This is a genomic window from Limnobacter sp. (assembly GCF_036846585.1).
GTDB lineage: Bacteria > Pseudomonadota > Gammaproteobacteria > Burkholderiales > Burkholderiaceae_B > Limnobacter.
On sequence record NZ_DAIUBR010000001.1, the window covers coordinates 69,881 to 81,766 of the forward strand.

Consider the following 11,886-nt stretch of genomic DNA (forward strand, 5'->3'; position numbering starts at 1 on the left):
CGAAGAGCAAACCAAACCAATCAGGAACATTTCCACAGTGCGGCCTAATTCAAAGAGCAAGTGGCTGGCGCAAAGCGCTCGACTTTCCCGTTTCATGGCAGACCGGGGCATGATTGTGTCCGTGATCTACGCGTTTTCGCTGCTGGTCGGCCTTCTGGCCGTCGGTTTTGCCTGGATGTCAGATTACGCAGGCGAATGGAACAAGGAATTATTTGCCGAACACCAATGGGTGGCGTTGCTGTTGCCACCCGTGGTTTTTCCAATTGCGCTATGGCTGGTCAACACCATCTTCTGGGGCTCGGGCGGCAGCGGCATACCGCAAGCCATCAAGGTAACCAAACACCCCAAGCCACGGCTGATGGAAAAGCTTTTGGGGCCACGTGCCTTTCTGGGCAAACTGCTGATCACTCCCTTCGTCATTGCAGCCGGTGCAGCCGCTGGGCGTGAAGGCCCCACAGTTCAAATTGGTGCGGCCTTGATGGCCTATGCTGGCCGTTTTCCCAGCATCGCGAAACTATTTGACACCCGGTCGCTGATCATCGCTGGCGGTGCGGCAGGGGTGGCTGCGGCTTTCAACACGCCACTGGGCGGCCTGATGTTTGCCTTTGAAGAGCTGGGGCGGCGCAAAACCATGCGCCACACTTCAGCCTTGCTGATGGCTATTGTTCTTGCCGGTTTGGTGGCATTGATCCTTCAGGGCAATTACTCGTATTTTGGCTATTCCAACGCCACCATTGATTGGGGGCAAGAATGGCTGGTCATCTTTTCTCTGGCCATTCTCACGGGCATTGTTGGTGGCCTGTATGGGCGCAGCATGTTGATTCTCGTGTCCAGCAAAAGCTTGCTGGGCAATTTGCGCAGTCGTTTTCCCTATCGTTTTGCGGCATGTTGCGGCGTGGTGCTTTCACTCATGGCGCTGGTGTTTGGTGTTGAAGTATTTGGGGCGGGCTACGAGGAAACCAAGGCAGCACTTCAAGACAGCGAAGAACTTTCCCCCATGTTTTGGTTGACCAAAATGGCAGCCACCGTGGTGTCGTTTGCCAGCGGCATACCGGGCGGTGTTTTTTCACCCACATTGTCGATTGGTGCAGGTTTTGGTCATTTTTTCGCAAACCTGACCAACAGCGAAACTGCACCCTTGATGTTGCTGGCCATGGTGGGCGTGCTGTCTGCTGTTACACACTGCCCCATCACCGCGTTTGTGATTGTGCTGGAAATGGTAGACAACCATGATTTGGTGATGCCGCTTATTTTTGTATCCGCCATTTCCACGCAGGTCAGCAAACGCATTTTGCCAGCATCCATTTACCACCTGCTGGCCAACCAGATCAAGGTCAGCTTCAGCCAGCTGGAGCCAACATCAGAAAAACCGGTCTCTCCCCCACCACCCGTTGAACTTGAACCCGGCACGGCGGACGAGAAAAAATGAATCCGTGGTGCGCTCAGTTTGGTGGCACGCTTCTGATTGCATGCTGTCTTGTTTTATCGGAAACGGTTCAGGCCCAAGCCCTTGATGGGGTGGTCAAAAAACTGAACGACCCCAACCTGCACTGCGGCCAAAAACCAAAGCTTGATTTGTTCGATGGGGTGATGAATGCATTGGCTGTGCCCCAAAGTACGGCGCGAGGGCTGACATTGAAGCGCAACGACAGGCGACTTGAGCTATTGATTCATTTTGACGCGGATTCAAGTGACATTCCCGTGAACTGCCTCGCCAAACTGCACGCAATCAACCAATCGACAAAAACCGGCAAAACCGGACCCATTCTGATTCGATCAAGCACCCGACATGAAGCAAGCAAAGAACTCGGTCTGGCCTTGGCCAGCCAGCGGCTTGAAGCAATCGAACATTACTTGAGAGACCACCGGCTTGCCAGAAAAGCGTTTGTACTGGAATTACACCCGGACACATCCAGCCCGCTTTTTGGGGCGGCCATTACACTGCCCAATGTGATCGAGGTTTATTCCAGCCCAGCCAACTGATCAAAACCCAAGCGGTCACTCAAACGGCTCAGCAACGTCGCAAGTTCGGCGGCAGACCGAACTTTCAGCTTGTCGAACACATTGGCGCGGTGCACTTCCACCGTGCGCATGGAAATATCCAGTTCAGATGCGATAACCTTGTTCAACTTGCCTTTGGCCACCAGAAACATGACCTCGCGTTCGCGCGGTGACAAGCGGGCAATTCGCTCAGACCATTGTTTGAGTACTTCCAGATTCACCAAAAACTCGCCCGACTTTTGCAGGGCCTGCTTGACCCGCTCAACCAGACGCTGATCGGTGGTGGGCTTCTCATAGAAATCAAAGGCGCCGTTTTTAACCGCTTCTACCGCCGTTGAAATATCGCCATGGCCCGTCAGGAAAATAACCGGCAAACGATCCAGGCTGTAGCCCGAACGCTTAAGCCATTCAAACACCTCCAGACCCGACATGTCAGGCATTCGCAGATCCAGCAGCAGGCACAAGCCGGCGTCGCTGTTCACATACTCATCCAGCCGGTTCTTGAAACCTTCAAATGTCGCAAATCCTTGCATCGGCAAATCCACGGTTTCGAACATCCATTTCATGCCCTCACGTAGATCGTCGTCGTCGTCCAGCAGCAAAACCTGCACTTTTTTAGTTGTTTCCAACTGACTGTTCCCCTTCCAAGGATTCTTTGACTGCCATCGGCAAGTCCATTGTAAAGCAGGTGCCGCCAGTGGGCACCGCCTCGGCTTTCAAGCGCCCACCATGGGATTCCGCCACAGAACGACACAAACTTAAACCCAAACCCAGACCATCGGGTTTTGTAGACACCAGCGCCTCGAACATTTTTTCGGTGTTGTTCAAGCTTAAGCCAGGCCCATCATCCCGAACAGAGAATTCAAATGAATTGTCCAGCAAACGCGTGCGGATCCAGACATTTCGAATGCGTTGCGAGGCAGTAAATGCCTCGGATGCGTTTTTCACCAAATTTACCAATGCCTGCTCAACCATGATGCGGTCGATGTAGAGCACGAAATCGGGGGTGGCAATATTAAAATGCAAGCGGACTTGATTCAGCATGGCGGTTGAGTTGACCATAAACCGGATTGAATCAATTAAATCGGCCACACGCACGTTTTCCCGGGTGGGGCGGCGCTTGCGAACCAGGTTCTGAACAGACCCCACCACCCGCCCTGCACGTTGTGCCTGATCCCGCAACTTCTCAAACAACTGGGCGTAGGTATCTGCGTTGCCGCCACGCTGGCTCAGGTTCATGCCAGCCTGAGCATACGACACCATGGTGGCCAAGGGCTGATTCAGCTCATGGGCAATATTGGAGGCCACCTCACCAACCAAAGCAAAACGGGACGCCGACTGCAGTTTTTCACGCTGTTCGGCAATCAAGGATTCCGAACGCTTTCGATCGGTGATGTCGATCACCGAACTCATCCAGCCGGTGTGCATGCCACGCACGTCTTTCAGGGGCGCTTCCACGATCAGCACATCGATCAACTTGCCATTTTTGTGTTGGTAAACTGTTTCGAAACCTTCACGCGGTGCATTGCCTGAAATGACATCGGCCACCAGGCGTTTGTATTCTTCTGCACTTTTGCTGGGCCAATAGGGAAGCGGTTGGGGAATGCCAAGCAACTCTTCTGGCGTGTAGCCCACCATATTGCAAAAAGCCGGGTTCACGTAACGGATAAAACCCTGCAAGTCCCACACGCGAAGCCCCACAGCCATGGAATCCTGCATGGACTGACGAAACAGTTTTTCCTCCTCCAGACGGGCCTCAATTTCAAGCCTGCGTCGGGAATCATGCCACAACATCATGAAACTGAGCAGCAAAAGCAGCAGCAAAAACGCCAGGGCACCGGTGATGCCGTAATTGAACAGACGTGGCCCTTCCTGACTGCTGTTGACGCTGAGCTGGAATTGCAGACCACCCAGTTCCAGCGAGGTGGTGTGGGTGTAAACACCGGCCCCCGGGCTGGCCTTGACCAACCGGGACAGGGTGGCACCACTTGCATCAAGCAACTCAACCTGGTTGTCTTGCACAAACCACCAGGGCAAGCCTTTTTCAAGCATCAAATCAAGATCAATCAGGCCCGCGGTCATTGCTTCACCACGCTGGGCCACGCTGACATTGGCCACGTAGTGACGCCCCTGAAACAGGAAAGGCCCCACCAAACCATTCAGCCGTGAATCGAAGCGCTGACGCACTGCAATGAAAACCAACTGGCGAACGGCTTCAAGATCGTATTCGTCAAAGTTGTTTTCAATATTGACCAAGGGGGTCAATTCCTGCCCTTTAAAAACAGCGACCAGTTCACCCGAGCTTTGGCCCAGTTGATTCAGGCTTGCTGCCATGCGGGGAGACGGGTAAATCAGGGAATCATTGGTCAGGGCTTGAAGCGAATTGATCAAACTGCCCACCTGGAACTGGATGTTTTGACGAGCCCAAAGGGCATCTGCAATCAATTTTGCCTGATTTTGATCTCGCTCATCCTGCTGGGCGTAGTACACTGCCGCCACCAGCAAGGCCATCAAAAGCGAGAACACAAGCACAGGTACGCCAAAGCGCACAGCCTGCTGGCGCTTGATTTGCTTTAAATTGGGCTGATAGTTGGCAAATTCCTGCATGGCTGGATAGTGCCATGAAAAAACTGAAAGATTTCAGAGTATGTGGAAACCCACAATGGTGACAAGGGTCTTACTCTGGAATTTTCAATAAAAGCACACAAACCACCCACACTATGAAATCTTTGTCCGTACTCGCTGTTTTGTTTGGCTTCGCACTTCTCGGCGAGTCGCTGTCTTATGCTGCCCCGCCGATTGTCATCAAATTCAGCCATGTAGTTGATGAGAATACGCCCAAAGGGCTTGCAGCACTGGAATTCAAACGCCTTGCCGAAGCACGGACACGCGGGCGCGTGAAAGTACAGGTCTATCCAAACTCGTCCCTTTACAAAGACCGCGAAGAACTGGAAGCGCTCCAGCTGGGTGCAGTTCAGATGCTGGCCCCTTCATTGGCCAAGTTCGGGCAGTTGGGCATGCGAGACTTTGAGGTATTTGATCTGCCCTACATCTTCCCGAACAAGCAGGTGCTCAAAACGGTCACTCAGGGTGAAATTGGCCGTCAACTGCTCGCCCAACTTGAAGACCGGGGCATTCTTGGATTGGCCTACTGGGACAATGGATTCAAGGTGATGAGCGCGAACACGCCAATTCGACTGCCGGAAGACCTCAAGGGAAAACGAATGCGCATTCAACCGTCGCGGGTCCTTGAAGCACAAATGGAAGCACTGGGCGCCACACCCATTCCTCTGGCATTTTCCGACGTTCACACCGCGCTGGAAACCGGCTTGGTGGACGGCACAGAAAACCCGCCATCCAACCTGTATTCCAAAAAAATGCATGAGGTCCAGAAATACGTGGCGGTGACCAACCACGGTTACCTGGGCTACGCGGTCATTGTGAATCGCAAGTTCTGGAACAGCTTGCCAGCAGATATTCGTGCCACCCTGGAGCGCTGCATTCTGGATGCCACCCACAAAAATAACGATGAAGCTGAAAAGCTGAATTCACAAGCATTGCTCAAGGTCAAGAAATCAGAAACAACAAAGGTAGTGACTTTGAACAACGCTGAACTGGCGGCCTGGCGCAAAGCGCTGGAGCCGGTACATCGCAAAATGGAAAGCCGCATCAACAAAGACCTGATCAACAGCATTCGGAAGGCCGCATCAGATCAGGCGGCCTCCGACGACACTCAGCGCTGATTCGGCGACATTGAATCAGCCTTCGGCACCACGCAATTTTTGGCGGGCCACTTCCAGAAACTGGTCCGGTTCGGGACGAACCCGGTAGTTCGATGTTTGATCCGAATACACGATTCGACCGTGCTGGTTGACAAGCAACACGGTGGGCAACACCGTGTCTTCGCCATGCCCGAACCACTTCAGACCAAACGGCACACCGTTTTCACCCACGATGTTCAGCTTTTTGCAGGCTTTGAAGTTGTCATCCACAAAAAACGTCATGGGCACCTTGAACCGCTTGGCCAATTCCTGTGTTTTAACTTCCGGCTGTGGGCTGATCAAGGCCACTTTCACGCCGAGACGATCCAAATCAATATAACGGCCTGCCACTTCACGAATCTGGGTCATGCACAGTGGGCACCAGTTGCCACGGTAAAACATCAACAACCAGGCCGAGCCCTTGAACTGCTCGCTTGAAAACACCTCACCATCCAGCGTTTTAAGCTCGAACACGGGCAGTTTTTCTCCCTCATTCAACAGGGTTCTGTCACGTTCACCAAGGTGGGAATACCAGAACACATAGGCCATGCTGCCAAAGAAAATCAGGTTGCCAATGACCAGTGGCCAGGGATCAGCGTCCATGGCGGGGTCAGTCAGCACCAGGGCAATACCCATCATGTTGGTGGCCATCAGCAAGTGTAGGTTTCGCGATGTTCGCGCCCGGCGCCCCATGAACATCCACACAAACAGGTAAAAATTCGGCAGGGCCAATACAAACACACCTATCCATCCTGCGCCCAAGGGGCTATGCCAACTCAAGGTAGCAACATGCAACAGGCTTAAATTGATCAGGATCAGGAAAAGGACAATAAAGATGGACTTTGCTTTGTTCATTCGGGATGGGGCATTGTTGAATTGACCCCTAGTGTAAACAAAACTGGCTGACTGCCTGCTTGCAAGCAAGTTTTTTTTGGTCAGCCCCTTGAAATACCGTCATCTCACCCCTATTATTAGCACTCGACAGCGGTGAGTGCTAAAAACGCACCCATCCGTTTCACCAGGTAATTCTTTTCAAAGACAATTTTAGGAGTGGTATCCATGAACATTCGTCCGTTGCATGATCGCGTGATCGTGAAGCGTCTCGACAGCGAGCGCACAACAGCCTCTGGCATCGTGATTCCAGAAGCCGCCGCCGAGAAGCCCGATCAAGGTGAAGTGATTGCAGTTGGCCCAGGCAAGCGCGATGACAGCGGCAAGCTGATCGCCATGGATGTAAAAGTCGGCCAGCGCGTGTTGTTTGGCAAGTATGCAGGCCAGGCCATCAAGGTTGATGGCAAGGAAGTGCTGGTTATGCGTGAAGAAGACATCATGGGCGTCATTGAAGCTTAATTGCGAACATTAAGCACGAAGCCCAATTACACCGAATTCAAGAGGAAGATTAATCATGGCAGCTAAAGAAGTATTTTTCGGAGACGACGCACGCAGCCGCATGGTGCGTGGTGTAAACATTCTCGCCAATGCAGTGAAAGTAACCTTGGGCCCACGTGGCCGCAACGTGGTGCTTGAGCGCTCGTTCGGCTCACCCACCATCACCAAAGACGGTGTTTCTGTGGCCAAGGAAATCGAACTGAAAGACAAGTTCGAAAACATGGGTGCACAAATGGTGAAGGAAGTTGCTTCACGCACATCAGACAATGCTGGTGACGGTACAACCACCGCCACGGTTCTGGCACAAGCCATTGTGAAAGAAGGCATGAAGTTTGTAACCGCCGGCATGAACCCCATGGACCTGAAGCGCGGCATCGACAAGGCAGTTACAGCGGCAATCGTGGAATTGCGCACATTGTCCAAGCCATGCGCAACCACCAAGGCAATTGCGCAGGTTGGCTCAATTTCCGCCAACAGCGACGAATCCATCGGCAATATCATTGCTGAAGCAATGGAAAAAGTAGGCAAGGAAGGCGTAATCACCGTTGAAGACGGCAAGAGCCTGGACAACGAACTGGATGTTGTAGAAGGCATGCAGTTTGACCGTGGTTATTTGAGCCCCTACTTCATCAACAACCAGGAAAAGCAGGTTGTTGCCCTGGACAACCCCTTCGTGTTGTTGCACGACAAGAAAATCAGCAACATTCGCGACCTGTTGCCCACACTGGAACAGGTGGCCAAATCTGGCCGCCCGCTGTTGATTGTTGCTGAAGACGTCGAAGGCGAAGCCTTGGCCACCTTGGTCGTAAACAACATTCGCGGTATTTTGAAAACTTGCGCAGTGAAGGCACCAGGCTTTGGCGATCGCCGCAAAGCCATGCTGGAAGACATCGCCATTTTGACAGGCGGCGTTGTAATCGCTGAAGAAACTGGCATGAGCCTGGAAACTGTAACCCTGGAACAATTGGGTCAGGCCAAGCGCATTGAAGTGGGCAAAGAAAACACCATCATCATCGATGGTGCAGGCGAAGGCGCAAACATTGAAGCACGAGTAAAGCAGATTCGCGGCCAGATCGAAGAGTCTTCTTCCGACTACGACCGTGAAAAACTGCAAGAGCGCGTGGCCAAGCTGGCTGGCGGTGTTGCCGTGATCAAGGTAGGTGCTGCCACTGAAGTTGAAATGAAAGAAAAGAAAGCACGCGTTGAAGACGCACTGCACGCCACGCGCGCAGCAGTGGAAGAAGGCATTGTGCCAGGCGGCGGCGTGGCCCTGCTGCGTGCCCGCGCCAAGATTGAAGGCTTGAAGGGTGCAAACCCAGACCAGGACGCAGGCATCAAGATTGTTCTGCGCGCCATGGAAGAGCCTCTGCGCATGATCGTGACCAACGCAGGTGAGGAATCATCTGTTGTGGCCAACAACGTGATGGCAGGCGAAGGCAACTACGGCTACAACGCAGCCACTGGCGAGTACGGCGACATGGTGGACATGGGTGTTCTGGATCCCACCAAGGTAACCCGCACTGCTTTGCAAAATGCAGCCTCCATTGCTTCGCTGATGCTGACCACCGATTGCATGGTGGCCGATGCAGCTGAAGACAAGCCTTCAACACCCGACATGGGTGGTATGGGCGGCATGGGTGGTATGGGCGGCATGGGCATGTAATTGCCTCTCATCCAGGCTACTGCTTGAAGACAGAACCGCTGGCTTGGTACGAACCGGGCCAGCGGTTTTTTATGCATTGTTGCTTGTACACGTGGTTAAGATTTGTGTAGGTGGCTGGTGGTTTACGACATTTTTAAATGTCTGTATTCAAATAAAACGAATTTCCGATTTTGCAAATACGAACCCGAGACTTTTCCTTGACCAATCCAACGGGTAAATCTATAATCGCTGGTTACCTAATTAACCAGCAAGTGACTTGGCTTTGGCGATTGGCTATTTGACCCAATCAACCGCCGGGTTGGCTGCAACGGAGAATCTCATGAAAGAAGGCATTCACCCAAATTACCGCAAAGTGTTGTTCGTGGACATGTCCAACGGCTTCAAATTCATTTGTCGCTCTACTGCACCTAGCCGCGAAAACGGCGAGTTTGAAGGCAAAGAGTATCCAATGATCAAGCTGGACGTCAGTTCCGAATCACACCCCTTCTACACTGGTGCGCAAAACACCATCGTGGATACCGCAGGTCGGGTTGAGAAATTCCGCCGCAGGTTCGATCGCTTCAAGAAGTAATTTCTTGCGTCAGTGATCATGCAAAGGCAGCTCAGTAAAACTGGCTGCCTTTTGTTTTTCCGGACACAATAAGAATATGGTCATCACCGCAGCCAACAATACCCGCTTGTCGCGCAGGCTTCTGTGGGGCTTGATTTTGCTCTACATCTTGCCGGGCCTGTTTGCGCGCACACCCTGGAAACCCGACGATGCTGCCGGTTTCGGGCAAAGTTTCACCCTGTCTCAATTGCCTTTTTCAGAATGGGCATTGTCATCTATTGGCGACCGCCTGTACGTAGAGGGCGGTTTGTTGTCGGCCTGGTTGGCCGGTCTGCTGGGCAAAATTGCACTGGCTATCGATCTACCGCACAACTGGCTCGACGACGCCATGCGCCTGGGCAATGTGTTCTGGATGATTCTTGCAGGTTGGGCAATCTGGAACACCACCTACCGCCTGGCCAAACGGGTTGAACTTCAACCCGAAGACCCCCTTGGCACTGCACCCACACGGGTAGATTACGCGCGCGCAGTGGCCGATGCCTCCGTGCTTTGTTTTTTGGGCACGCTGGGGTTGCTGGTGCGTTCCCACATGCAGGTTCCAGAAATTGCGGAACTGGCGGGTATTTCCATCATGCTGCTGGGCGCCGTGCGTTCGCTGGACCGCCCAATCGGTGCCGGGTGGATGCTTGGCGCGGGAATCACCATTGCGTTTTTTGCCCGCGGCTGGGCGCACTGGCTGCCCTTTCTGCTGTTGCTGCTACTTAGCTCAACCACCCACAGTTCCCTGCGGTTTGGCCTGCTGCGCCGAATGGCCCGTGCCACCATGGTGTTTGCCATTCCGTTTGCCGTCTGGTTTTTCTGGTTGATGAGCCAAAAAAATGGCGAATTGTGGTGGAACGCATGGAATGAATGGAATGTGCGCCGTTTTCTGATTCTGGACCCGACCAAGTCATTTGACCTGCCCGCTTTGGTGGTCACCCTGAAAACATTGTCATGGTTCCTGTGGCCCGTTTTGCCCATGACATGCTGGACCGTATGGCGTTACCGCAAGGCCTTGAGCGAACCGTCCATTCGCATTCCGCTGGCGGGTGCAGTGGCCGGCGTGGTGGTTTTGCTGATCACCAACCCGGCCGATGAGGCCAATTACTTCCCCTTGCTGGCCCCCTTGTCTGTACTGGCAGCCATCGGGCTGTCCACCATGAAGCGCGGACTGATCAGCCTGATCGACTGGTTTGCCGTGTTGTGGTTCACCTTTGCCGCTGTGTTGGTGTGGTTAGGCTGGACCGCCGCCACATTTGGTTTCCCGGCAAAAATTGCCGCCAACTTTGAGAAACTGTCGCCCGGCTACATACCCGATGTGATTGGCCTGGAACTGGCTTTGGCGTTGCTGGCCAGCTTTGCCTGGGTGCGGTTGATCATTTGGCGAACCGCGTCAGGCAGCCGTGCCCTGTGGCGACCCATGGTGCTTTCAAGTGGCGGCGTTATTCTTTTGTGGCTGCTGATGATGACGCTGTGGATTCCCCGGATCGACTACGCCAAAAGCTTCAAGTCATTGGGTGAATCGATCACGCAAGCCGTGAGGTCACATGAAATATCAGACGGCAATGAGTGTGTGGCTGACTTCAACCTGGGCTATGCACAACGGGCCACGCTGCAGTACCACGCCAAAGTTGGTTTCGTTCGCAAAGCCCAGTTTAAAGAAGCACCGGAATGCGAATTCCTGCTGCTGCAGGACAACACGCGCCAAAGCTTGAAAATCAAGGTCGGCTTTGAATCCAGGGCATCCGAACGTTGGGACTTGATCTGGACGGGCAATCGCAATTCGGATCGCCACGAGTTTTTCTTTTTGTACGCCCGCAGCGCGCGGCAGTAGTTGTTGTTAAGCTTGCGTTGGCGCTGGGGTGGTCGGGCTTGCCTTGGCTTCCGGCGCCACAATGAAATGCTCGCGGTAAAAACGCAGCTCATCAATTGATTCATGAATATCGGCCAAGGCAGTGTGCTTGGTCTTTTTCACAAATTTGCGGGCTGTGGTGGGGTTCCAGCGCTTGCACAGTTCTTTCAGCGTGCTCACATCCAGGTTACGGTAGTGAAAATACGCTTCAAGCTTGGGCATGTACTTGGCCATGAAGCGGCGGTCCTGGCAAATACTGTTGCCGCACATGGGGCTTTTATTTGGACCAATGTACTTGGCCAAGAACTCAACCAGCAGATCTTCGGCCTGGGCTTCATCAATTGTTGATTCTTTTACGCGTGCCGTTAGGCCCGACTTGCCATGGGTGCTGGTATTCCAGCCATCCATGCCAGCCAGAATTTCATCGCTTTGGTGAATGGCCAGCACGGGCCCCTCTTCCAGCACGTTCAATTCGCTGTCGGTAACCACCACCGCCACCTCAATGACCTTGTCATTGAAGGGGTCCAGCCCTGTCATTTCCATGTCGACCCACACCAGGCGATTGTCGTCGCGGGGAATCTTGTTTTCATCAGGGGTGGAACTTGGCGTGGCTTGTGACATAATTTGGAAG

Annotated in this window: 11 protein-coding genes; 7 read left to right on the forward strand and 4 right to left on the reverse strand. The window is 53.2% G+C overall.

The window, feature by feature from the left end; genetic code table 11:
- Positions 1-37: 37 nt before the first annotated feature.
- Together V7028_RS00335 and V7028_RS00340 are read left to right on the forward strand one after the other, a co-directional pair.
- Positions 38-1,429, forward strand: coding sequence for a chloride channel protein (locus V7028_RS00335; protein WP_334118115.1), 1,392 nt, complete (start codon positions 38-40; stop codon positions 1,427-1,429).
- On the forward strand, positions 1,426-1,983 hold the full coding sequence (locus V7028_RS00340; RefSeq protein WP_334118116.1) for a hypothetical protein: 558 nt from the start codon (positions 1,426-1,428) through the stop codon (positions 1,981-1,983). Before V7028_RS00335 ends, V7028_RS00340 begins: the two co-directional genes overlap by 4 nt.
- Here the strand turns inward: V7028_RS00340 and V7028_RS00345 are convergent.
- On the reverse strand, positions 1,962-2,630 hold the full coding sequence (locus tag V7028_RS00345; protein ID WP_334118117.1) for a response regulator transcription factor: 669 nt from the start codon (positions 2,628-2,630) through the stop codon (positions 1,962-1,964). The two genes, V7028_RS00340 and V7028_RS00345, sit on opposite strands and share 22 nt — an antisense overlap.
- Positions 2,617-4,608, reverse strand: coding sequence for a two-component system sensor histidine kinase NtrB (locus V7028_RS00350; protein WP_334118118.1), 1,992 nt, complete (start codon positions 4,606-4,608; stop codon positions 2,617-2,619). The genes V7028_RS00345 and V7028_RS00350 overlap by 14 nt, the downstream gene beginning before the upstream one ends.
- Before the next feature lie 113 nt (positions 4,609-4,721).
- Here V7028_RS00350 and V7028_RS00355 point away from each other — a divergent pair, with 113 nt between their 5' ends.
- Entirely contained in the window at positions 4,722-5,744 is a 1,023-nt protein-coding gene (locus tag V7028_RS00355) for a TRAP transporter substrate-binding protein (RefSeq protein WP_334118119.1), read from the forward strand.
- Between the two features lie 15 nt (positions 5,745-5,759).
- Here V7028_RS00355 and V7028_RS00360 read toward each other — a convergent pair whose 3' ends face one another.
- Positions 5,760-6,617 (reverse strand): peroxiredoxin family protein, encoded by an 858-nt coding sequence (locus V7028_RS00360; RefSeq protein WP_334118120.1) that lies wholly within the window; start codon positions 6,615-6,617, stop codon positions 5,760-5,762.
- Positions 6,618-6,821: 204 nt separating this feature from the next.
- Between V7028_RS00360 and V7028_RS00365 the strand changes: the two genes are divergently transcribed.
- The 4 genes from V7028_RS00365 to V7028_RS00380 all read left to right on the forward strand — a co-directional run bounded on the left by V7028_RS00365 (position 6,822) and on the right by V7028_RS00380 (position 11,237).
- Positions 6,822-7,112, forward strand: coding sequence for a co-chaperone GroES (locus V7028_RS00365; RefSeq protein ID WP_171100326.1), 291 nt, complete (start codon positions 6,822-6,824; stop codon positions 7,110-7,112).
- Positions 7,113-7,167: 55 nt separating this feature from the next.
- Positions 7,168-8,814 (forward strand): chaperonin GroEL, encoded by a 1,647-nt coding sequence (gene groL, locus V7028_RS00370; RefSeq protein ID WP_334118121.1) that lies wholly within the window; start codon positions 7,168-7,170, stop codon positions 8,812-8,814.
- A gap of 319 nt (positions 8,815-9,133) precedes the next feature.
- On the forward strand, positions 9,134-9,385 hold the full coding sequence (locus tag V7028_RS00375; RefSeq protein WP_334118122.1) for a type B 50S ribosomal protein L31: 252 nt from the start codon (positions 9,134-9,136) through the stop codon (positions 9,383-9,385).
- Positions 9,386-9,461: 76 nt separating this feature from the next.
- Positions 9,462-11,237, forward strand: coding sequence for an ArnT family glycosyltransferase (locus tag V7028_RS00380; RefSeq protein ID WP_334118123.1), 1,776 nt, complete (start codon positions 9,462-9,464; stop codon positions 11,235-11,237).
- A gap of 6 nt (positions 11,238-11,243) precedes the next feature.
- Here V7028_RS00380 and orn read toward each other — a convergent pair whose 3' ends face one another.
- Positions 11,244-11,876 (reverse strand): oligoribonuclease, encoded by a 633-nt coding sequence (gene orn / locus V7028_RS00385; RefSeq protein ID WP_334118124.1) that lies wholly within the window; start codon positions 11,874-11,876, stop codon positions 11,244-11,246.
- Positions 11,877-11,886: the final 10 nt, after the last annotated feature.

Coding starts and splice junctions, on each gene's coding strand:
- V7028_RS00340 (WP_334118116.1), top strand. CDS start 1,426: ATGAATCCGTGGTGCGCTCAGTTTGGTGGCACGCTTCTGATTGCATGC.
- V7028_RS00350 (WP_334118118.1), bottom strand. CDS start 4,608: ATGCAGGAATTTGCCAACTATCAGCCCAATTTAAAGCAAATCAAGCGC.
- V7028_RS00355 (WP_334118119.1), top strand. CDS start 4,722: ATGAAATCTTTGTCCGTACTCGCTGTTTTGTTTGGCTTCGCACTTCTC.
- V7028_RS00360 (WP_334118120.1), bottom strand. CDS start 6,617: ATGAACAAAGCAAAGTCCATCTTTATTGTCCTTTTCCTGATCCTGATC.
- V7028_RS00365 (WP_171100326.1), top strand. CDS start 6,822: ATGAACATTCGTCCGTTGCATGATCGCGTGATCGTGAAGCGTCTCGAC.
- groL (WP_334118121.1), top strand. CDS start 7,168: ATGGCAGCTAAAGAAGTATTTTTCGGAGACGACGCACGCAGCCGCATG.
- V7028_RS00375 (WP_334118122.1), top strand. CDS start 9,134: ATGAAAGAAGGCATTCACCCAAATTACCGCAAAGTGTTGTTCGTGGAC.
- V7028_RS00380 (WP_334118123.1), top strand. CDS start 9,462: ATGGTCATCACCGCAGCCAACAATACCCGCTTGTCGCGCAGGCTTCTG.
- orn (WP_334118124.1), bottom strand. CDS start 11,876: ATGTCACAAGCCACGCCAAGTTCCACCCCTGATGAAAACAAGATTCCC.